Origin of the sequence: Duganella sp. 1224, assembly GCF_013408245.1 — a bacterium.
In the GTDB taxonomy this organism is placed as follows: Bacteria; Pseudomonadota; Gammaproteobacteria; order Burkholderiales; family Burkholderiaceae_D; genus Rugamonas.
In genome coordinates this window covers 1,890,497-1,910,197 of sequence record NZ_JACBYS010000001.1, presented here as the reverse complement: position 1 = coordinate 1,910,197, position 19,701 = coordinate 1,890,497, and the positions used below count along the sequence as shown (strand labels likewise).

Below are 19,701 nucleotides of genomic sequence, written 5' to 3'. Positions count from 1 at the left end.
CCAAGTATGCGCCATTTCCGGCAACGCTGCTGTCTCTCAGAAGGGCGGCTCAGCCCAGCAGGTCGGCCGATTCAGTGGCCGAGTTCGGATGGGCTTTGCGGTAGGCGGCCAGTTCGGCTTTCACCTGGGCGCGGGTTTTCGACGCCACGGCGGTTTGTTCCACCGAGGTGTCCGGATATTGTTCGCCGGTGCGGATTTCGCCCAGCTTGATGGCTTCCCGGGTTTCGGCCTGCACCTGGGCGCGGGTCTTGGTCGAGACGAAGCCGGTGTAGCCGGAATATTCGTCGGCGGAGGCGGCGCCAGCGGCGGTGGCGAACAGGGCGGTCAGGGACAGGGCGATGGCAATGTTTTTCATGATAAAGCTCCTTCTTAAGCTGTTTTTAAGTTTGCGCTATTTAAGCGCGTGCGATGCATGAGGCGATTATGCGCGCGGCGGCTGCCGTCCGACACTTCCGAATGGATAGGGCGGTGGCCAACAGGTATAATCGCCGGCTTCAAAAGCACATCCCAATAGAAGGCTGAAGTGGCAAAACTCTATTTCCGATACTCTGCGATGAACGCGGGCAAATCCACCGCCATGCTGCAGGTGGCGCATAACTACGAGGAGCAGGGCCAGCAGGTGCGGCTGTTCACCGCCGCGATCGACGACCGCTATGGCGTCGGCAAGGTGACGTCGCGGCTGGGGCCGCAGCGCGAAACGGAGGTGTTCGACGCCAACACCGACTTCCTGGCCATCATCGACCAGAAAATCGCCTGCCTGCTGATCGACGAGGCGCAGTTTCTGGGCAAGGAGCAGGTCAAGCAGCTGCACCAGCTGGCGCAGGTGCGCGGCATTCCGGTGATCACCTACGGCCTGCGCTCGGACTTTCGCGGCGAGCCGTTCCCCGGCTCGGCCTACCTGCTGGCGCTGGCCGACGACATCGAGGAAATCAAGAACATCTGCACCTGCGGCAAGAAGGCGACGATGAATATCCGCGTTGACGAACACGGCAAGCGCATCAAGGAAGGCGAGCAAATCAGCATCGGCGGCAACGAAAGCTACCGCCAGGCCTGCGGCCGCTGCTTCTACAGCGAAACCCACTGAGCATGGCCGGCCTGCGCGTCAAGGCGGCGGCGCTGGCGACGGTGTGCGCCGCGCTGAGCGGCCTGTCGCCGGCCCGCGCCGCAGACGCGCTGGCGGCCTGCCGCCTGCCGGAACTGGGATTGCGCGGCGACGTCGGCCTGGGCTTCCCGCGCAATCCCTCCCGGCTGAAAACCGTGGGAGCACTGCGTTTCCGCGTCCTGTTTGTGGACTTTGTCGACGCGCCGGCCACCATGCCGCCGCAGAAGGTGCTGGAGCTGGTCTCGCCGCGCGCGGAGCAGTTCTTCAGTGCGGTATCGTATGGCCGTCTCAGGCTGACGTTCCAGGTGAGCCCGCAATGGATACGCATGCGCAAGCCGGTGGCAGACTATCATTTCCAGCGCGGTGCGACGTTCGACGCTCACCGGGCTTATCTGCAAGAAGCCATCAACCTCGCCGGTCCCGGCATCGATTATTCCGACAGCGACGCCATCCTGGTGATCGCCAATCCCGAGGCCAAGGCCATTGACTGGGGGCCGGCGTTCACCGCGTCGCCTGGCTTTGGCGTGGTCGCCGGCGGGCGCGAGTTTCTCAACGGCGCGACCTCCGGCAGTGATCTGACCATCCTGCGCGGCGGCTGGTTTGTGCATGAGATTGGCCATGCCCTGTCGTTGGTGGATCTGGCCGGACCGCTACCGTCCAATCAGCGATGGCACACCTACGTCGGCCAGTTCAGCGTGATGGGCGAGCCGGAAGGAAGGGCGCCCGGCTATCTCGGCTGGGAACGCTGGCAACTGGGCTGGCTGGACGACGCGCAGATCGCGTGCGGCACCGAGCCGCGCAGCACGGTGCGGTTGACGCCGATCGAACGCGCCGGCGGCGTCAAGCTGGCGCTGATGCCGACCGGGCCGCACACGGCGGTGGTGGCGGAAAGCCGCCGCGCCGAGGCGGAGGATGGCGCCATGCCGCGCAACGGCGTGCTGGTCTACACGGTGGACACCGCGCTGACCTCGCACCAAGGTCCGGTCCGTGTGCAGCCCGTCGACGACACGGACGAGCATCACTGGCAGTCCCTATTGCAGGCCGGGCAGTCGATCCAGGCGGCAGGCGTGCGGGTGCGCGTGATGCACAGCGATGTCGATGGCGATACGGTGGACCTTATTCGTCAGCCTTGAGGCAGGGCAGAAATCCCGACAGGTAGAAGGCGCCCACCAGCGCGCCCGGCACCACGATCATGTGCACCAGCCGCTGCACCGAAGGATCCGCGATGTGCACCATGGCCAGCAGCGTGCGCGCGACAAAAGCGCCGGCCAGAAACGCCAGCGCCAGGCGCAGCAATTCTTTGTTACGTTTGCTCATCTTTTTCAACGGTCATTAGCGTTGCCACCAGCATACTACAAACCAGCGCGGCCAAGCTGGTACACTCTGCGGTATGGCGATACCTCTCAACGACTTGCCCGCGCTGGACAACCGGCACGTCAAAACCAGCACCGACGATGTGCTGGTGGACCGCGTTGTTCCCGGCGAACTGCTGGTGATTTCCTTTGGCTTCGTGTCGTGGGACAAGCGGCCGGACTTCGATTTTTACGGCCGGCTGAAAAAGCTGGAACAGTTCAGCGGCCGTCACGTCAACAAGATCCTGGTACGCGATTCCGGCAACAGCTGGTATCACCGGACAATCGGCGGCCTGGGCACGCATCCGGACGAAACGGCCGAGAGCCTGCGCGCGCTGATGCGCGAGATCCGCCCCCGCAAGGTCGTCACGATTGGGCAATCGATGGGCGCATATGCGGCGCTGATGTACGGCATGCTGCTGGACGCGCAGCAGGTCATCGCCTTCGGCCCGCTGTCCTTCCTCGATCCGGCGCAGGCGCTGCTGTACCACGAGCGCCGCTGGCTGACGGTGATGCGCGACCTCGCCACCAGTCCGCCGCCGTCGCGCTACGACGATCTGCTGGCGCTGGGCCGCACGCGCGCCAGGCTGCCGGAGATGCACATCCTGTTCGGCACCAAGCCGGACCTGGAAGGCGGCACCGAATCGGTCAACCTGGACGCCATGCACGCGCACCGCCTGGCGGCACTGGGACACTGCACGCTATACCCGTTCCCATATTCCGGCCACCTGGTGGTGCAGCATCTGATCGACACCAAGCGCATCAACGCCTTGCTGGCGAAAATCATCGCCGGCATCACGCTGGAAGAAGAAGCGCGCGAACTGACGCCGGACTGGCAGGACTGGATCGCCGAAAACCTGCGGCTGGGCGCCGTGCCCGAGGAGTTGGTGGACATCCTCCAGCAGCACGGCTTTTCGCGCGCCATCAGCCTGCGGGCCGTGGCGCGGGACGGTGCAGATTAAATCTTGCGCATCACCGGCGTCTTGAATTCAAAACGCTTGATCTCGCCCACCATCAAAAGGTAGCACAGGATGGTGACCACGGCGTTGGCGCCGACGAACACCAGCGCGCCGGCGAACGAGCCGGTCTGCTCGAGGATATAGCCGATCACGATCGGCGTGGTAATGCCGGCGGTGTTGCCGAAGGTGTTGAACAGCGCGCCGCTCATGCCGCCCGCTTCCTTCGGCGAGGTGTCCGCCACCACCGCCCAGCCCAACGCGCCGATGCCCTTGCCGAAGAAGGCCAGCGACATCACGGTGATCACCAGCCAGTCGGCATCGACATAATTGCAGACGATCATGGTGGTCGACAGCAGCATGCCGCACACGATCGGCGTCTTGCGCGCGGTCGACAGGGATTTGCCCGATTTGATCAGGCGGTCCGAGATGACGCCGCCCAGCACGCCGCCGAGGAAGCCCGCCACCGCCGGCAGCGCGGCCACGAAGCCGGCCTTCAGGATGGTCATGTGACGCTCCTGCACCAGGTACACCGGGAACCAGGTCAGGAAGAAGTAGGTCAGCGTATTGATGCAGTACTGGCCGATGTACACGCCCAGCAGCATGCGGTTGCCGAGCAGTTGGCGGATGCAGGCCCAGGTGTCCAGCTTGGTGGTGGCGGCCGCCTTGTTCTTGCTTTCCAGATCAACCAGCGCGCCGCCGGCCGCGATGTAGGCGATTTCCGCCGCGTTGGCGCGCGGATGGTCTTTCGGGCCGTACACGGTTTTCAGCCAGATCAGCGCCATCACAATGCCCAGTCCGCCCATGACAAAGAACACGCTTTGCCAGCCGAACGAATGCACCAGCCAGCCCATGATGGGCGCGAACAGCACGGTGGCGAAGTACTGCGCCGAGTTGAAGATGGCGGCGGCGGTGCCGCGCTCGTTGGTCGGGAACCAGGCCGAGGCGATGCGCGAGTTGCCGGGGAAGGAGGGCGCTTCGGCGGCGCCGATCAGCAGGCGCAGCGTGAACAGCACGGTGACGGCGGCGGCGCCGGTGAAGAAGCCGACCCCGCCCATCAGCATGGTGAACAGCGACCACAGGAAAATGCTGAAGAAGTAGGTGATCTTGGAGCCGAAGCGGTCCAGCAGCCAGCCGCCCGGCAGCTGCGCCAGCACGTACGACCAGGCAAACGCGGAAAACACGAAGCCCATTTGCACCGGGGACAGGCCCAGCAGCTTCTTCAGCTCGGGCCCGGCGATCGCGATGGTGGCGCGGTCGGCATAATTAATGGTGGTTACAGCGAACAGGATAGCCAGAATCAACCAGCGGACGCGGCTGGCTTGCGGTTGTTGCGAGGTCATGCGGTCTCCTTACTTTTGATGCGACGATCATATCGACATATCAGACATCATACAACTACATATCGGCTTGCGCGTTGCTAGTAAACGTTTAACTTGTTGATTTATATGCACATGCTTGGCTGGCGGGGGAGCTAGGGTTGTATGATGACAAGCCTTCTTATGAATACTCTGGCATCGTTTGCACAAACAGGCGCGCGAGGGTTTAAAATAACGGGCGGAATTAACTCCATAGCACCGATCGTTTACGAGGGAATGAACATGGCAACACACAATCCAAAAATCATCTACACGCTGACTGACGAAGCCCCACTGCTGGCAACGTATTCCCTGCTGCCAATTATTAAGAAGTTCACTGCACCGGCTGGCGTCGACGTGGTTTCGAGCGACATCTCTGTCGCCGCGCGCGTGTTGGCCGAGTTCCCTGAGTTCCTGACCGACGAGCAAAAAGTCCCGAACAACCTGGCTGAACTGGGCGCGCTGACGCTCAAGCCAGAAGCCAACATCATCAAGCTGCCGAACATCTCGGCCTCGGTGGCCCAGTTGCAGGCGGCCATCCGCGAACTGCAGGGCAAGGGCTACAAGATCCCCGACTACCCGGAAGACGCCAAGACCGACGAAGAAAAAGCGCTGAAGGCCCGCTTCAGCAAGTGCATCGGTTCGGCCGTGAACCCGGTGCTGCGCGAAGGTAACTCGGACCGCCGCGCGCCAAAAGCGGTGAAAGAATACGCCCGCAAGCACCCGCACTCGATGGGCGAATGGAGCCAGGCCTCGCGCACCCACGTGTCGCACATGCACGCCGGCGACTTCTACCACGGCGAAAAGTCGATGACGCTGGACAAGCCGCGCGACGTCAAGATGGAGCTGATCACCGCCTCCGGCAAAACCATCGTGCTGAAACCTAAGGTCTCGCTGCAAGCCGGCGAAATCATCGACTCCATGTTCATGAGCAAAAAGGCGCTGCTGGCGTTCTACGAGAAGGAAATCGACGACGCCTACAAGACCGGCGTGATGTTCTCGCTGCACGTCAAGGCCACCATGATGAAGGTGTCGCACCCGATCGTGTTTGGCCACTGCGTGCGCATCTTCTACAAGGACGCGTTCGAGAAACACGCCAAGCTGTTCGAGGAACTGGGCGTGAACGTCAACAACGGCATGGTCAACCTGTACGAGAAGATCGAAAAGCTGCCAGCCTCGCAGAAGGACGAGATCCTGAAAGACCTGCACGCCTGCCACGAGCACCGTCCGAAGCTGGCCATGGTCGATTCGGCCAAGGGCATCACCAACTTCCACTCGCCGAACGACGTGATCGTTGACGCCTCGATGCCGGCCATGATCCGCATCGGCGGCAAGATGTGGGGCGCCGATGGCCGCACCGCCGACGTCAAGGCCGTGATGCCGGAATCGACCTTCGCCCGCATCTACCAGGAGATGATCAACTTCTGCAAATGGCACGGCAACTTCGACCCGACCACCATGGGCACGGTGCCGAACGTCGGCCTGATGGCGCAGCAAGCCGAAGAATACGGCTCGCACGACAAGACCTTTGAAGTGCCGGAAGGCGGCATCGCCAACATCACCGACCTGGCCACCGGCGAAGTGCTGCTGACCCAGACCGTGGAAGAAGGCGACATCTGGCGCATGTGCCAGGTCAAGGACGCGCCGATCCGCGACTGGGTCAAGCTGGCCGTGACCCGCGCCCGCAACTCCGGCATGCCGGCCGTGTTCTGGCTGGACCCATACCGTCCGCACGAAAACGAAGTGATCAAGAAGGTCCAGGTGTACCTGAAGGACCACGACACCAAGGGCCTGGACATCCAGATCATGTCGCAAGTGCGCGCCATGCGCTACACGCTGGAGCGCGTGTCGCGCGGCCTGGACACCATCTCGGTGACCGGCAACATCCTGCGCGACTACCTGACCGACCTGTTCCCGATCCTGGAACTGGGCACCTCGGCCAAGATGCTGTCGATCGTGCCGCTGATGGCCGGTGGCGGCATGTACGAGACCGGCGCCGGCGGTTCGGCACCGAAGCACGTCAAGCAGCTGGTGGAAGAGAACCACCTGCGCTGGGATTCCCTGGGCGAGTTCCTGGCGCTTGCGGTGTCGCTGGAAGAGCTGGGCATCAAGGAAGGCAACGCCAAGGCCAAGATCCTGGCCAAGACGCTGGACGAGGCCACCGGCAAGCTGCTGGACAACAGCAAGTCGCCATCGTCGCGCACCGGCGAGCTGGATAACCGTGGCAGCCACTTCTACCTGTCGCTGTACTGGGCGCAGGCGCTGGCGTCGCAGACCGAAGATGCGGAACTGGCGGCCAAGTTCGCGCCGCTGGCCAAGCAGCTGTCGGAAAACGAGACCAAGATCGTGGAAGAGCTGAACAGCGTGCAGGGCAAGGCCATGGACATCGGCGGCTACTACCAGCCGGATCCGGTCAAGACCGAGGCGGTGATGCGTCCAAGCGCCACCTTCAACGCGGCGATTGAATCGCTGTAAGACGGGGTAAATGCCGAGCGCAGCCGCGTACATGCAGTAGAAGTAGGCGGCACCCGTGTAACCCGCACACCGCTGCGGCGCAGGGTCCGACCCCGTACGGGGTCGGACCCTTTTGTTTGGGGTGCTGCTTACGTTGGCGTCAGCATCTGCCGGGCGTAGCGCAGTCCCACCCCGTAACCCCCGCCATTCTTCTCGATCACCGCGCGCGCGGCGTCGTAGGTGTCGTGCCGGGTCCAGTCGCGTTGCAGCTCCAGCAGCACCTGCAGCCAGCTGGTCATCTGCGCGCCTTTGCCCGCCATGCGCTGCAGCGCCAGATCATGGCCGGCCACCGTCAGGCCGCCGCAGGCGTCGCCCACCACGTAGCACTCATAGCCCGCCTCCAGCGCGCTCAGCACCGCGAAACTGATGCACGCCTCGGTCAGCATGCCGGAGAAGATCAGCTTCTTGCGGCCCATGGCCTCGATCGCCGCGCGCACGGTGTCGTCTTCCCACGCGTTCATGTTGCGCCGCTCCAGCACCGGATGCTCCGGCACCAGCGCGTGCAAATCGGGCAGCAGCGGGCCGCTGTACACCTTGCTGGCCGAGGTGCTGATGACGGTCGGCAGCGCGAACGCCTGCGCGGTTTCCAGCAGCGCCACCGAGTTGTTCAGCAGCGTCTGCCGCTCCATCGATTGCACGGCGAATTGCAGGCCGGCCTGCTGGTCGAGCAGCACCAGGGCGGCATTCTGGGGAGTCAATAAGTCTGGCATAAGAAGTTCTCGCAAAAAGGGGAGGATCGCAGATTGTAGGCAGGCGCCGCCACAGCGAAATCCCTTGAACTGAGCGGCCGCTTCTCTCTCATAGGGGGCAGAAAATTGACGCCGTCCCGGCGCCGTGCGAGGATGCCGCATGAGCAGCCTGTTCGAATGCAGCGCGCTGGCGCCTTCGTGGTTCTGCGACCATCGCGACATCCTGATTTACCTGGCGCCGTCCTTCCTGCTGGCGCTGCTGATCCGCGCCCTGTCGGCGCGCCATCCCTTCTTTTTCCTGTTCACGCTGGCCGGCACGATCTGCCACGAGCTGGCGCATTTTGTCGCCGGCAAGCTGACCGGGGCGCGGCCGGCGAGTTTTACCGTGATACCGCGCCGCATCGTGCGCGGCTGGGAGCTGGGATCGGTGCGGCTGACGCATGTGCGCTGGTATAACGCGGCGCCGTCGGCGCTGGCGCCGTTCGCAGTGGTGGTACTGCCGTTCCTGGTGGCCTGGTGGCGCACCCGCAGCGGCCTGCAGTTTCAGTGGCTTGATGTGGCGCTGGCGTTCGCCGTGGCGCCACAGTTTCTGGCCTGTTGGCCATCGACCACGGACTGGAAAATCTCGCTGCAGTCGTGGCCGTATTTGCTGATTGCCGGCTTGGCGTGGTGGCTGGTCAGTGCGTTGCGGTCAATGGCTTGACCGGCGCGTCCACCACCACCTTGCTGCGCACCTTGTTGGCGTCCTCGAACTCCAGCGTCAGCGGCACCTTGTCGCCATCCTTGAGCGGCTGCTTGAGCTGCAGCAGCATCAGGTGATAGCCGCCGGGCGCCAGCTTGACCGGCTGGCCGGCCGGCAGGTCCAGCGCCTGCATCTGGCGCATCTTCATCATGTCGTCGACCATTTTCATTTCGTGCACTTCAACCGCGCCGGCCAGCGGCGAGCTGACGGCCACCAGTTTGCTGGGCTGGGTCGCGGTCAGCGTCATGAAGGCGCCGGTGGCCTTTTGCGCGGCCACGGTGGCGCGCACCCACGGTTCGCCGACGGTGACTTGCGCCAGCGCGGGCAGCGCGGCCATCAGCAGCAGGGAGAGCAGTTTTTTCATTTGAACAGTCCTTTCAGGAATCCGGTTTCTTTCTTCGGGTTGAGCAGTTGACGGATATCGTCGGCGCACTGCTGGGCGGTTTCATCGTGTTTCATGGCCAGGCGGATCTTGCCGCTGGTGTCGAAGGCGTAGGTGATGGCGGTGTGGTCCATCGTGTAGGAACTGCCGCTCGGCACCTTGCGGTAGAAAATCTTGAAGTCCTTGGCGGCCTTGGCGGTCTGCTCCAGGTTGCCGCGCACGGCGACGAAGGTCGGATCGAAGGCCTTCATGTAGTCGGTCAGCAGCGGCGCGGTGTCGCGCTCCGGGTCGACGGTGACGAACACCACCTGCAACTTGTCGCCCTCGGCGCCCAGCAGGCGCTTGATCTCGACGGCGCGGGCGAGCGCGGTCGGGCAGACATCCGGGCATTGGGTGAAGCCGAAGAACAGCAGCACGATCTTGCCCTTGAAGTCGCGCAGCGCGGCGGGTTTGCCGTTGGTGTAGAACAGCTGGTAGTCGGGGCCGATGGCGCTGCCGGTGATGTCGACGGCGGTGAAGCGCGCGGCGGCGTGGGCGCTGCCGGCCACGAGGGGCAGGGCGGCCAACGACGAAATAAAGTGACGGCGTTGCATGGTCTATCCTGTGATGGATGTTGCGGGGGCGGCGCGCGCGGCCGGACGGCGGCGCGGCGCTGCGGCGAACGGAGTCAGGCGGCGGCGGGCGGTGCGCGCGGCTGGGCGCGCGGCCAGCGCGGCGCCTGCGGCGCGGCGGCGGGACTCGCTGCCGGATACAGGTCATGGCCTTCCAGCACGGCCAGCAGGCCGGTGGCGGCGGGCGGTGGCGCCTCGCCGCCGCTGTGGACGGCGCACAGCATGCAGTGCTTGAAGGCGTGCGACGGCAGGCCGGCGGGCGCCGGCTTGGTAGTGGCGCTGCAGATGTCCAGGGCCAGCGGATTGGCCGACAGCGCGGTCATCGCGTGGCTGATCGCCGGCGCGGACAGGTTCAGCAGGATCGCCAGGGAGACGATCAGGCTGGTCAGGCGCCGGTGCTGGAGGAAAGTAAGCATCCGGCAATTATAAAAGAAAAAAGCCGCCGGCGTTTTCACGGGGCGGCGGGGCGGCTGTTGATCTGGCGGCGGATGGCACCCGCGCACCCCGCCCACCGCTGCGGCCGGGGTCTGACCCCGTACGGGGTCAGACCCCTTCGGTTGGGGTGGTTATTTCAGCGCCAGGTAGCGGTCCTGGCGCAACGCCGGCTGCCCTTCATGGCTGCCCAGCTTGAAGATCCTGACCACTTCCTCCAGCTCGTGCGCCTGATCCTGCAACGCCTGCGCCGCCGCCGCCGCCTGCTCCACCAGCGCCGCGTTCTGCTGCGTCACCTGGTCCATCTGCGTCACCGCCTCGTGCACCTGGCTGATGCCGGCGCGTTGCTCTTCGCTGGCGTGGCTGATTTCGGCCATGATGTCGGTCACGCGGCGCACGCTGTCCACCACTTCGCGCATGGTGGTGCCGGCCGTTTCCACCTGCTTGCTGCCGGTCTCGACCTTGGCCACCGAATCGTCGATCAGTTCCTTGATCTCCTTGGCGGCGGTGGCCGAGCGCTGCGCCAGGTTGCGCACTTCCGACGCCACCACCGCGAAGCCGCGGCCCTGTTCGCCGGCGCGCGCGGCTTCCACCGCCGCGTTCAGCGCCAAGATATTGGTCTGGAAAGCGATGCCGTCGATTACTGAAATAATGTCGGCGATCTTGCGCGACGAGTCGGTAATCGAGCCCATGGTTTCCACCACCTGCGCCACCACCTCGCCACCCTTGGCGGCGATGCCGGACGCGGCCAGCGCCATCTGGTTGGCCTGCGAGGCATTCTCGGCGTTTTGCGTGACGGCGCTGCTCAATTGCTCCATCGACGCCGCCGTTTCCTCCAGGCTGGAGGCCTGCTCCTCGGTGCGCTGCGACAAATCCAGGTTGCCGTGGGCGATCTCGCTGGAGGCGGTGGTGATCTGCTCGGCGCCGCGGCGCACCTGGCCGACCACGCCGGACAGGTTGTCGCTGATGTTGTTCAGCGAGCGCAGCACCAGGCCGATCTCATCTTCGTTATCGACCGCCAGATGCACGTCGAGGTCGCCGGCGGCGATGCGCTCGGCCGCTTCCTCGGCGCGCGCCAGCGGCCGCGACACCACGGCGCGCACCAGCAGGAACAGCGCCACCGCGAACACCACCAGCGCGATCAGGCCCAGCAGCGCGTAGCGGTTGCGCAGCTGCGCCGCCTCGCGCGTGATTTCCTCGGTGTAGGTGCCACCGACGATCAGCCAGTTCCACGGCTTGAAGGTATTGAACTCGACCATTTTCTCGCGCGGCGCGGCGCCGTCCTTCTCCACCCAGTCATAGCTCATGCCGCCGTCTTTCTGCGCCAGCATGTCCTTGATGAAGGCGCGGCCGTCGCTGCTCTTGAGCTCCAGCAGGTTGTCGCCTTCCTTGGACGGATGGACCACGGCCACGCCCTGGTTCTTGCCCTCGGCGGCATTGATCACGTAGATGTAGCCGGTTTCGCCGATCTTGATGGCCTTGATCTTTTCCTTCAGCATCGCCATGTTCTTGGCGATGTCGAGGCCGATGAACAGCACGCCGATGGTCTTGCCGCTGCTGTCCTTGATCGGGTCGTATTGCGTGATGAAAGGCTTGCCGAACAGCGTGGCCAGGCCGATGTAGCTGTTCCCGGCGCGCAGCACCGGGTAGCTTGGGTGGCTGCGATCGAGCTGGGTGCCGACGGCGCGCTCGCCGTTCTCTTTCTTGACGGTGGTACTGATGCGCACGAAGTCGTCGCCGGTGGCGGCAAAGATGGTGGCGATGACGCCGGTGTCATTGGTGAACTTGTCCGGGATCGTGAAGTCCAGGTTGAGCGGTTTGCCGCCGTGCTTCAGCGTCGGCGTCGCCTTGCCGCCGATGTCCACCGTGGCGGACGGATCGAGCGTGAACTGGCCATCGCTGAATTCCGCCGCGAACAGGCGGGCGAAGGCCGATGCCTCGTTCATCATGGCAGTATTGAACACCTCGACGGTGTTGCTGATGCCGCTGAGGTTGTACGCGACGTTGGCGCGCGCGCGCTCCTTCAGCATGGCCGAGGTGTTGATGTTGATCATGGTCAGCAACAGGGCCAGGATCACGCTGATCAGCGCAAACGTAAACACGGTAATCTTGGTACCGACGCCCCAATTGCGGGCATTCATCATTATTGTTTTCATTGATCTCTTCAGAGAAAAGGTGCTGCGGTTTGAGGTCGCTCGGAATCGAGCCTGCTCCAGGGGCGAGGGAGCGTTGCGTAAGGCGATGGCACTGCCGAAGTGCTGCCTGGCGGGCCGTCAACATGAATCTAAGACCACAATGATAGCATATTTTTGCCATTGAGCAATAAAAACGAATCGTGTGAGCGAAAGATTTCTATTTATAAAACAATGACTTGCACGGTAAACCTGCACAACTATACGTGAATCTACTTAGCCGGCAGGGCGCCAGCCGTGACCTTTCAGTCACCCTTAAGCTTAACCAGAGAAACTCTGAAATACCAGCCCCGTGTGCGCGCTCTAGCCTGTAGAATGGGGCACACTTAATTCCTATGATCCGGAGTATATGCCGATGAAGAAGCAAATGCTGTTGGTGGCCGTGTTGGCGGCCCTGTCAGTGCAGGCCGGCGCCGCCGTGCCAGAGAAAGCGGCGGACACCCCCCTCAAACCATTGCCCGGCCAGACCGACGCCGCCCTGTGGGCCGCGCGCGTGCTGACCAAGCTGCATTACAAACCGGTCCCGCTCGACGACGCCATGTCGGAGAAAATCTTCGACCGCTACTTCAAGTCGCTGGACGCGGAAAAAATGTTCTTCACCCAGGCCGATCTGGATCAGTACGCCATCGTGCGCACCCGCCTGGACGACGCCATCACCGGCCAGAACCTCAGCGTGCCGTTTGCCATCTTCAATCTGTACCAGCAGCGCTTCAACGAGCGCATCGCCTATGCACGCGAACTGGTCAAGCAGGGCAAGTTCGATTTCACCTCCGACGAAACCTACCAGTACGACCGCGAGAAGGTCGACTGGGCCAAGAGCGACGCCGAGGTCAAGGATTTGTGGCGCAAGCGCGTCAAGAACGAGTGGCTGCGCCTGAAACTGGCCGGCAAGGACGACAAGTCGATCCGCGAAACGCTGGACAAGCGCTACGAGGGCTACCTGAGCCCGTCGCGCAAGCTGACCGCCGAGGACGTGTTCCAGATCTTCATGAACGCCTATGCCATGTCGATCGAGCCGCACACCAACTACCTGGGCCCGCGCGCGGCCGAGTCGTTTGACATCGCCATGCGCCTGTCGCTGGAGGGCATCGGCTGCGTGCTGCAAAGCCGCGACGATTACACCGTGGTGCGCGAGGTGGTGACCGGCAGCCCGGCCGGCTTGTCCGGCAAGATCAAGGTCGGCGACAAGATCGTGGGCGTGGCCAAGGACGAGAAAACGCCCATGACCGAAGTCATGGGCTGGCGCCTGGACGACGTGGTGGCGCTGATCCGCGGACCGAAGGATTCCACCGTCAAGCTGGAAATCATCCCGGCCGACGGCGGCGCCGACGCCAAGCACCAGATCGTCACGCTGGTGCGCCAGAAGATCAGCATGGAAGAGCAGGCGGCCAAGAAATCGGTGTACGAGGTCAAGGACGGCAACGTCAAGCGCCGCGTCGGCGTGATCTCGCTGCCGACCTTCTACATGGACTTCGAGGCGCGCCGCAAGGGCGACAAGGACTTCAAGAGCGCCACCCGCGACGTCAAGCGCCTGCTGGGCGAGCTGAAGAAGGACAAGGTCGACAACGTGCTGATCGACCTGCGCAACAACGGCGGCGGTTCGCTGACCGAGGCGGTGGAGCTGACCGGCCTGTTCATCGACAAGGGGCCGGTGGTGATGCAGCGCAACGGCGACAACAAGGTCGAAGTCGAGAGCGACACCGATCCGGGCATGGCCTGGGACGGCCCGCTGGGCGTGCTGATCAATCGCGGCTCGGCGTCGGCGTCGGAGATTTTCGCGGCCGCGATCCAGGACTACGGCCGCGGCGTCATCATCGGCGAGCCGAGCTTCGGCAAGGGCACGGTGCAGACCTTGTTCGGCCTGGACCGCTTCGCGCAGAGCGACAAGGTCCATTACGGCGAGCTGAAGTTCACGATCGCGCAGTTCTTCCGCATCAACGGCGGCACCACCCAGCTGCGCGGCGTGACGCCGGACATCAAGCTGCCGACCATGGGCGATTCCGACAGCTTTGGCGAGTCGAGCTACGAGAACGCCTTGCCGTGGACGCAGATCAAGCCGGCGGTCTACATCCCGACCGGCGACGTCAAGGAAATCGTGCCGCTGCTGGATAAGAAGCACGAGGCGCGGGTGGCCAAGGACAAGGACTTCCAGTACCTGGCCGAGGACATCGCGCTGGTGAAAAAACAGCGCAAGGAAAACTCGGTGTCGCTGAACGAGGCGGTGCGCCGCAAGGAGCGCGACCAGCAGGAAGCGCGCGCCAAGCTGCGCGAGGCGCGCCTGCTGTCGCCGACCCCGGGCGCCGACGATCCTATCCTGGTGCCGGATCCGAAAGAAGCGCTGAACAAGGCGATCTCGGCCTCGGCCAAGACCGCCAACGGCAAGCCGGCACCGTCGCCCAAGGCGGTGGCGGGCGTCAAGGGCGCGCTGCGCGCCGACGACGGCCTGCAGGGCGCCGAGCGGTCGCTGGCCGCCGAGCTGGAAGCCGAGCGCCAGGCCAAGGCCGCCAAGGACGTGCTGCTGAACGAGGCGGTGCACATCATGTCCGACGAGGTTGGCCTGCTGAAGACCGATACCCGCATGGCCTCGCGCGTGCTGCCGTACGCGGCCGACGGCAAGTAAGCGCCGGCGTCATCGCTCCCCGAATGCCGGGTCCCGCGTTGCGGGGCCCGGCTTTTTTTATGCGCCGTCGCCGGCGATGTCGGCGATCCAGTCGGCAAAGGCGCGCACCCGCTGCGGGATGTTGCGGCGGTGCGGGAACAGGATGCGGGTGGCCATCGGCAGCGGCGGATGCTGCGGCAGCACTTGCACCAGCAGGCCGGCGGCGATGTCGGCGCGGGCCCGCGCGGCCGGGATCTGGGCAATGCCCAGTCCGGCGTGCGCGGCGGCGTTGTAGGCCACGCTGTTGTTGACCGTGACCTTGTGGCGCATCGGCAGGTAGACGCTGGTGCCGCTGGCGGCGTCGACATATTCAAACGAGGCCGGCTGGCTGGCCGGATTGGGCTGGTAGTTGACCAGCCAGTGGCGCGGCAGATCGTCCAGCGTGGCCGGCAGGCCGTGCTGGGCGATGTAGGCCGGGCTGGCGACATTCAGCAGTTCCAGCATCAGCAACGGCCGCGACACCAGCGATTCATCGACCACGGCGCCGGCGCGCACCACCAGGTCGAAGCCTTCGGCCAGCAGGTCGACGCGGCGGTCGGTGCTGAAGATGTCGATCTGCAGCGCCGGGTGCCGCTGCAGGAATTCCGGCAGGCGCGGCAGCACCAGGCCGGTGGCCAGGCCGAGCGGCATGTCGGCGCGGATGCGGCCCTGCAGCTGGCTGCCGTGCTGGAACAGGGCGCCGATGTCGTCGAGGTCGTCCAGCAGGCGCTCGCAGCGCTCCAGCAACTCCTCGCCTTCGCGGGTGATCTGCACCCGGCGCGTGGTGCGCTGGAGCAGGCGCGCGCCCAGCCGTTCCTCCAGCCGCTGGATGGCGTTGGAAATCGAGGTGCGCGGCAGCTGCAACTGTTCGGCGGCCCGTGTGAAGCTGGACAGCCGCGCCACCCACAGGAAAATGCGCAGGTCTTCGGTCGAGATGATTGTCTTCATTTTTGGATCAGTGATGTTGAGCGTACGCCGTTTATCTATCGATTATACGGCTCTACACTCTATTCCAAGGTGGTCCGCTGGGTGGCCACCGTCCAGAAAGGGAGAATATGATGGGTAACCGTATTGCATTGATTACCGGCGGCAGCCGTGGCCTGGGCAAATCCGCCGCGCAGCACCTGGCGCGCGCCGGCTGGGACGTGGTCATCACCTACCAGGCCCGCGCCGACGCCGCCAACGATACCGTGGCCGAGGTGCGGGCACTGGGCCGCAAGGCCGTGGCGCTGCAACTGGACACCGGTGCGACCGCCGGCTTTTCGGCATTCAAGGACGCTTTCGCTGCAGTGCTGGAAAGCGAATTCGGCCGCCAGTCGTTCGACGCGCTGATCAACAATGCCGGCGGCAGCGCCAACGCCTCGTTTGCCGAGACCACCGAGCAGCAGTTCGACGAATTGATGAATGTGCACCTGAAAGGCGTGTTTTTCCTGACCCAGGCGCTGCTGCCGCTGCTGGCCGACGGCGGCAGCATCCTCAACATATCGAGCGGTCTGGCGCGCTTCTCCTTCCCGGGCAAGGCGGCGTACGCGGTCATGAAGGGTGGCGTCGAGGTGCTGACGCGTTATCTGGCCAAGGAGTTGGGCGAGCGCCGCATCCGCGTCAACACGCTGGCGCCGGGCGCGATTGCCACCGACTTCAGCGGCGGCGTGGTGCGCGACAATCCGCAGGTCAACGCCCACGTGGCCGCTAATACGGCGCTGGGCCGTGTCGGACTGCCGGACGACATCGGCAGTGCCGTGGCAGCGTTGCTGTCGGACGACACCGCCTGGTTCAATGGCCAGCGCATCGAGGCGTCGGGCGGCGTGATGCTGTAGTGTTATAAATCAAGTGAATCTCTGCTATTGGAAATCTCAATTGGATTTATATATCGCATTGCAGCATCATTCACTTGTCTCCTCTATTCTCCTCCAAGGAAATAGACTTCAGCCCGCTCTTTGAGCGGGCTTTTTTTTTGTTCATGCGCCCAAGGCGGCGGGCAGCTTGTTGCGCAGCCGCCTCGGCCATTTGGTGGAGAAGGAGGTCAACATCCGCAGCGCCCGCCCCGGATGGCGGAGTTATGTTCAAGATGAATGCTGGCTATTGCCAAGATAAATTTACTTTATATTCCGCTGTGCAGCATCATTACACCTGTCTCCTCTATCTCCTCCAAGGAAATAGACTTCAGCCCGCTCCCTGGTAGCGGGCTTTTTTTTCGCCTGGACCCGCCGCACTTCGGTTAGACTTTCTGTAAGTCAACGTTTAGGTTCGGACAAGTGTCTCCAACTCAATTCAAACTTTTATTGGTGGGCCTGATGCTGGGCGGGGCCGCCGTGGGCGGCGGCGTGGCGTATCTGCTGGTGCACAAGTCCAGGCACGCCGCCGCGGCCGGCACCGTGCAGGCGGCCGCCGCGCAGGGCACGTCGGTCGGCTGGCATGCGCGCGTCACCACCATGGCCGGCGACGGCCTGCCGGGCAGCGCCAACGGCAGCGGCAAGCGCACGCGCTTTGCCGACCCGTTCGGCGTGGTGCTGGACCCGCAGGGCAATCTCTACGTGGCCGACGGCGGCGACAACAACAGCATCCGCAAGATCGACCTGAACGGCGTCAGCACCACGCTGGCCGGTGGCACCGAAGGCTATGCCGAGGGCGCGCCGACAGCGGCCGCGTTCAACACCCCGTCCGGCCTGGCCATCGATGCCGCCGGCAACCTGTACGTGGCCGACACCGGCAACAACGCCATCCGCAAGATCAAGCCGGACGGCACCGTGTCGACGCTGGCCGGCGACGGCCTGGCGGGCGACAAGGACGGCAAGGGCGCCGGCGCCCAGTTCAACGGCCCGGTCGGCGTGGCGGTGGACGCCGCCGGCGTGGTCTACGTGAGCGACACCTACAACGACCGCATCCGCCGCATCGCGCCGGACGGCAGCGTCACCACCATCGCCGGCGGCCGGCGCGGCGGCATGGCCGACGGCGCAGGCGCGCAAGCGCTGTTCAACACGCCGACCGGCATCGCGCTCGGCGCCTCCGGCGAGCTGTACATCGCCGACACCGCCAACCACGCCATCCGCAAGCTGGGCAAGGACGGCACCGTCAGCACCATCGCCGCCGCCAGCGACGACGAGCGCGATTCGCTGCTGCGTTCGCCCGTCGGCATCGCCGCCACGCGGGACGGCTTCCTGTACATCGCCAGCGGCAGCCATGGCCGCGTGGCGCAGATCACGCCCAAGGGCGAGGTGGCGGCGTTGCGCGATGTCGACCATCCGGCCCAGCCGGGCGGCGCCGACGGCACTGTGCGCCTGTACGCGCCGCGCGGCATCGCCGTCTACAAGGATGGCTCGCTGTTCGTGACCGACGGCGCCACCTTCCGCCTGCATCACATCGGCATGGCGGCCGCCGACGCCGAGCCGCTGGCCGACGAGCCGCCGCCGGGCGCGCCGTCGCACAGCGCCACCATGCCGTGGCCGGTGGCGCCGCAAAACAAGGCGCACGAGGTGGTTGGCCTGATGGGCGAGGTGCGCGGCGACTTCCAGGGCGAGGCGCGCGACCATTTCCACGCGGGCATGGACGTGCAGGCGGCGGTCGGCACGCCAGTGCTGACCGTCATGGCCGGCAAGGTCAGCGACCCGCGCGCCAGCTGGGGCTATGGCGAGCTGTCCGAAGGGCTGGCGTTTGGCGGCCTGCAGTACGTGCACCTGCGCGTGGGGCGTGATGGCAAGGACAAGCTGTTGAACGATGCGCGCTTCCTGCTGTCGAAAAACGACAAGGGCGTGCCCGAGCAGGTGCGCGTGCGGCGCGGTACGCGCTTCGTGGCCGGCGAGACGCTGGGCACGGTCAACCGCATGGCCCACGTGCATCTGGACTACAAGCCGAATGGCGGCGCGCTCAATCCGCTGCAACTGCCGTTCTTCGACCTGGAGGACAGCATTGCGCCGACCATCCACAGCATCAGCGTGGTGGACGCCAAAGGCAAGCCGCTGACGGACAAGCGCGACGGCCGCCTGCTGATTCCGCGCAGCCTGGGCGAGGTGCAGATCGTGGTCGACGCCAGCGACCAGATCAACGGCAACCAGGCGCGCCGCCGGCTCGGCCTGTACAAGCTGGGCTACCAGGTGCTGAACCAGGAAGGCGACACCATTCCGGGCGTCAGCGTGCCGGTGGTGACGCAGCAATACGATCGCCTGCCGCGCAACCGCGACGCCGTCAAGCTGGCATATGCGGCCAACAGCGGCATCACCGTGCACGGCGCCAGCGAGACGCGCTTCGTGTACGCCATCAACAACAAGCTGATCAACGGGAAACTGACGCCGGGCGGCTGGAAGGTGGGGGAGCTGGGCCCCGGCAATTACCTGCTGCGCATCGACGCCGAAGATTATGCCGGGAATGCTGCCAACCGCAACCGCGAGTTGGCGGTCACGATCGACTAGCGGAGGAGGGCAATCAGGCTTTGAGCGCGCCCGACAGCAGGAACGGGATCATGGCCGTGGTGGTTTCCAGTTCGCGCTGCAGTTCCTGCTGCTCGACAGCGACTTGTGCCTTGGAAGGCAGGCTGACCTGGGCCGGCACCTGGCTGGCGTCCAGCTGGATGCCGAGTTTGGACAGGGTGCTGACAGGATCAGTTTGCAGGTGCGCACGGAACTTGTCATCACTGGCCAGTTTGTCGAGGATGGAGCGGAGTTCGTTCGAGATATGCATGGTGATTGAGCCCTTCTGTAGAAAAAAGGATGGCGAAACCACGGATGTGGCCTCCACTT

General features: G+C 64.5%; 18 protein-coding genes. 8 read left to right on the top strand and 10 right to left on the bottom strand.

The features are described 5' to 3' along the window. Window positions 1–49: 49 nt before the first annotated feature. Window positions 50–355: a DUF4148 domain-containing protein gene (locus FHW58_RS08415; protein ID WP_179672585.1), complete on the bottom strand. Its 306-nt coding sequence runs from the start codon at window positions 353–355 to the stop codon at window positions 50–52. 168 nt (window positions 356–523) lie between these two features. On the opposite strand from FHW58_RS08415, the gene FHW58_RS08410 reads away from it, so the two are divergent. Continuing rightward, window positions 524–1,084, top strand: coding sequence for a thymidine kinase (locus FHW58_RS08410; RefSeq protein WP_179672584.1), 561 nt, complete (start codon window positions 524–526; stop codon window positions 1,082–1,084). 2 nt (window positions 1,085–1,086) lie between these two features. After that, window positions 1,087–2,235, top strand: coding sequence for a hypothetical protein (locus FHW58_RS08405; RefSeq protein ID WP_179672583.1), 1,149 nt, complete (start codon window positions 1,087–1,089; stop codon window positions 2,233–2,235). Here the strand turns inward: FHW58_RS08405 and FHW58_RS08400 are convergent. After that, a complete protein-coding gene (locus tag FHW58_RS08400; protein WP_179672582.1) occupies window positions 2,219–2,419 on the bottom strand; it encodes a hypothetical protein in 201 nt (66 codons plus the stop codon). The two genes, FHW58_RS08405 and FHW58_RS08400, sit on opposite strands and share 17 nt — an antisense overlap. Window positions 2,420–2,492: 73 nt before the next feature. Here FHW58_RS08400 and FHW58_RS08395 point away from each other — a divergent pair, with 73 nt between their 5' ends. Then, window positions 2,493–3,416 carry an alpha/beta fold hydrolase gene (locus tag FHW58_RS08395; protein ID WP_179672581.1) on the top strand — a complete coding sequence of 308 codons (924 nt, stop codon included), beginning with the start codon at window positions 2,493–2,495 and terminating at the stop codon, window positions 3,414–3,416. Here FHW58_RS08395 and FHW58_RS08390 read toward each other — a convergent pair. Next, entirely contained in the window at window positions 3,413–4,753 is a 1,341-nt protein-coding gene (locus tag FHW58_RS08390; protein WP_179672580.1) for an MFS transporter, read from the bottom strand. The genes FHW58_RS08395 and FHW58_RS08390 overlap by 4 nt on opposite strands. A 258-nt stretch (window positions 4,754–5,011) precedes the next feature. On the opposite strand from FHW58_RS08390, the gene FHW58_RS08385 reads away from it, so the two are divergent. Further along, window positions 5,012–7,243, top strand: a complete 2,232-nt coding sequence (locus tag FHW58_RS08385; RefSeq protein WP_179672579.1) for an NADP-dependent isocitrate dehydrogenase — start codon at window positions 5,012–5,014, stop codon at window positions 7,241–7,243. Between the two features lie 128 nt (window positions 7,244–7,371). Here FHW58_RS08385 and FHW58_RS08380 read toward each other — a convergent pair whose 3' ends face one another. Next, window positions 7,372–7,992 (bottom strand): hydrolase, encoded by a 621-nt coding sequence (locus FHW58_RS08380; protein ID WP_179672578.1) that lies wholly within the window; start codon window positions 7,990–7,992, stop codon window positions 7,372–7,374. 139 nt (window positions 7,993–8,131) lie between these two features. Here FHW58_RS08380 and FHW58_RS08375 point away from each other — a divergent pair, with 139 nt between their 5' ends. Beyond that, a complete protein-coding gene (locus FHW58_RS08375; RefSeq protein WP_179672577.1) occupies window positions 8,132–8,674 on the top strand; it encodes a hypothetical protein in 543 nt (180 codons plus the stop codon). Here the strand turns inward: FHW58_RS08375 and FHW58_RS08370 are convergent. The 4 genes from FHW58_RS08370 to FHW58_RS08355 all read right to left on the bottom strand — a co-directional run bounded on the left by FHW58_RS08370 (window position 8,649) and on the right by FHW58_RS08355 (window position 12,294). Beyond that, entirely contained in the window at window positions 8,649–9,077 is a 429-nt protein-coding gene (locus FHW58_RS08370; RefSeq protein ID WP_179672576.1) for a copper chaperone PCu(A)C, read from the bottom strand. The genes FHW58_RS08375 and FHW58_RS08370 overlap by 26 nt on opposite strands. Further along, a complete protein-coding gene (locus FHW58_RS08365) occupies window positions 9,074–9,688 on the bottom strand; it encodes an SCO family protein (RefSeq protein ID WP_179672575.1) in 615 nt (204 codons plus the stop codon). The genes FHW58_RS08370 and FHW58_RS08365 overlap by 4 nt, the downstream gene beginning before the upstream one ends. A gap of 74 nt (window positions 9,689–9,762) precedes the next feature. Further along, on the bottom strand, window positions 9,763–10,122 hold the full coding sequence (locus FHW58_RS08360; RefSeq protein WP_179672574.1) for a DUF2946 family protein: 360 nt from the start codon (window positions 10,120–10,122) through the stop codon (window positions 9,763–9,765). Window positions 10,123–10,272: 150 nt separating this feature from the next. After that, window positions 10,273–12,294, bottom strand: coding sequence for a methyl-accepting chemotaxis protein (locus tag FHW58_RS08355; RefSeq protein WP_229265086.1), 2,022 nt, complete (start codon window positions 12,292–12,294; stop codon window positions 10,273–10,275). A 391-nt stretch (window positions 12,295–12,685) separates the two neighbouring features. Here FHW58_RS08355 and FHW58_RS08350 point away from each other — a divergent pair, with 391 nt between their 5' ends. Further along, the gene (locus tag FHW58_RS08350) at window positions 12,686–14,950 is read left to right on the top strand and encodes a carboxy terminal-processing peptidase (protein WP_179672573.1); all 2,265 of its coding nucleotides are present in this window, start codon (window positions 12,686–12,688) and stop codon (window positions 14,948–14,950) included. A 57-nt stretch (window positions 14,951–15,007) separates the two neighbouring features. On the opposite strand, the gene FHW58_RS08345 is transcribed toward FHW58_RS08350, so the two are convergent. After that, window positions 15,008–15,916 (bottom strand): LysR family transcriptional regulator, encoded by a 909-nt coding sequence (locus FHW58_RS08345; protein ID WP_218892646.1) that lies wholly within the window; start codon window positions 15,914–15,916, stop codon window positions 15,008–15,010. Between the two features lie 110 nt (window positions 15,917–16,026). Between FHW58_RS08345 and FHW58_RS08340 the strand changes: the two genes are divergently transcribed. Both FHW58_RS08340 and FHW58_RS08335 read left to right on the top strand, forming a co-directional pair. After that, window positions 16,027–16,785 (top strand): SDR family NAD(P)-dependent oxidoreductase, encoded by a 759-nt coding sequence (locus FHW58_RS08340; RefSeq protein ID WP_179672572.1) that lies wholly within the window; start codon window positions 16,027–16,029, stop codon window positions 16,783–16,785. A gap of 438 nt (window positions 16,786–17,223) precedes the next feature. Then, window positions 17,224–19,374 (top strand): gluconolaconase, encoded by a 2,151-nt coding sequence (locus tag FHW58_RS08335; protein ID WP_373996643.1) that lies wholly within the window; start codon window positions 17,224–17,226, stop codon window positions 19,372–19,374. Window positions 19,375–19,387: 13 nt separating this feature from the next. On the opposite strand, the gene FHW58_RS08330 is transcribed toward FHW58_RS08335, so the two are convergent. Further along, on the bottom strand, window positions 19,388–19,642 hold the full coding sequence (locus tag FHW58_RS08330; RefSeq protein WP_179672571.1) for an NHLP-related RiPP peptide: 255 nt from the start codon (window positions 19,640–19,642) through the stop codon (window positions 19,388–19,390). Window positions 19,643–19,701: the final 59 nt, after the last annotated feature.

Coding starts and splice junctions, on each gene's coding strand:
- FHW58_RS08415 (WP_179672585.1), bottom strand. CDS start 355: ATGAAAAACATTGCCATCGCCCTGTCCCTGACCGCCCTGTTCGCCACC.
- FHW58_RS08405 (WP_179672583.1), top strand. CDS start 1,087: ATGGCCGGCCTGCGCGTCAAGGCGGCGGCGCTGGCGACGGTGTGCGCC.
- FHW58_RS08400 (WP_179672582.1), bottom strand. CDS start 2,419: ATGAGCAAACGTAACAAAGAATTGCTGCGCCTGGCGCTGGCGTTTCTG.
- FHW58_RS08395 (WP_179672581.1), top strand. CDS start 2,493: ATGGCGATACCTCTCAACGACTTGCCCGCGCTGGACAACCGGCACGTC.
- FHW58_RS08390 (WP_179672580.1), bottom strand. CDS start 4,753: ATGACCTCGCAACAACCGCAAGCCAGCCGCGTCCGCTGGTTGATTCTG.
- FHW58_RS08385 (WP_179672579.1), top strand. CDS start 5,012: ATGGCAACACACAATCCAAAAATCATCTACACGCTGACTGACGAAGCC.
- FHW58_RS08380 (WP_179672578.1), bottom strand. CDS start 7,992: ATGCCAGACTTATTGACTCCCCAGAATGCCGCCCTGGTGCTGCTCGAC.
- FHW58_RS08375 (WP_179672577.1), top strand. CDS start 8,132: ATGAGCAGCCTGTTCGAATGCAGCGCGCTGGCGCCTTCGTGGTTCTGC.
- FHW58_RS08370 (WP_179672576.1), bottom strand. CDS start 9,077: ATGAAAAAACTGCTCTCCCTGCTGCTGATGGCCGCGCTGCCCGCGCTG.
- FHW58_RS08365 (WP_179672575.1), bottom strand. CDS start 9,688: ATGCAACGCCGTCACTTTATTTCGTCGTTGGCCGCCCTGCCCCTCGTG.
- FHW58_RS08360 (WP_179672574.1), bottom strand. CDS start 10,122: ATGCTTACTTTCCTCCAGCACCGGCGCCTGACCAGCCTGATCGTCTCC.
- FHW58_RS08355 (WP_229265086.1), bottom strand. CDS start 12,294: ATGAAAACAATAATGATGAATGCCCGCAATTGGGGCGTCGGTACCAAG.
- FHW58_RS08350 (WP_179672573.1), top strand. CDS start 12,686: ATGAAGAAGCAAATGCTGTTGGTGGCCGTGTTGGCGGCCCTGTCAGTG.
- FHW58_RS08345 (WP_218892646.1), bottom strand. CDS start 15,916: ATGAAGACAATCATCTCGACCGAAGACCTGCGCATTTTCCTGTGGGTG.
- FHW58_RS08340 (WP_179672572.1), top strand. CDS start 16,027: ATGGGTAACCGTATTGCATTGATTACCGGCGGCAGCCGTGGCCTGGGC.
- FHW58_RS08330 (WP_179672571.1), bottom strand. CDS start 19,642: ATGCATATCTCGAACGAACTCCGCTCCATCCTCGACAAACTGGCCAGT.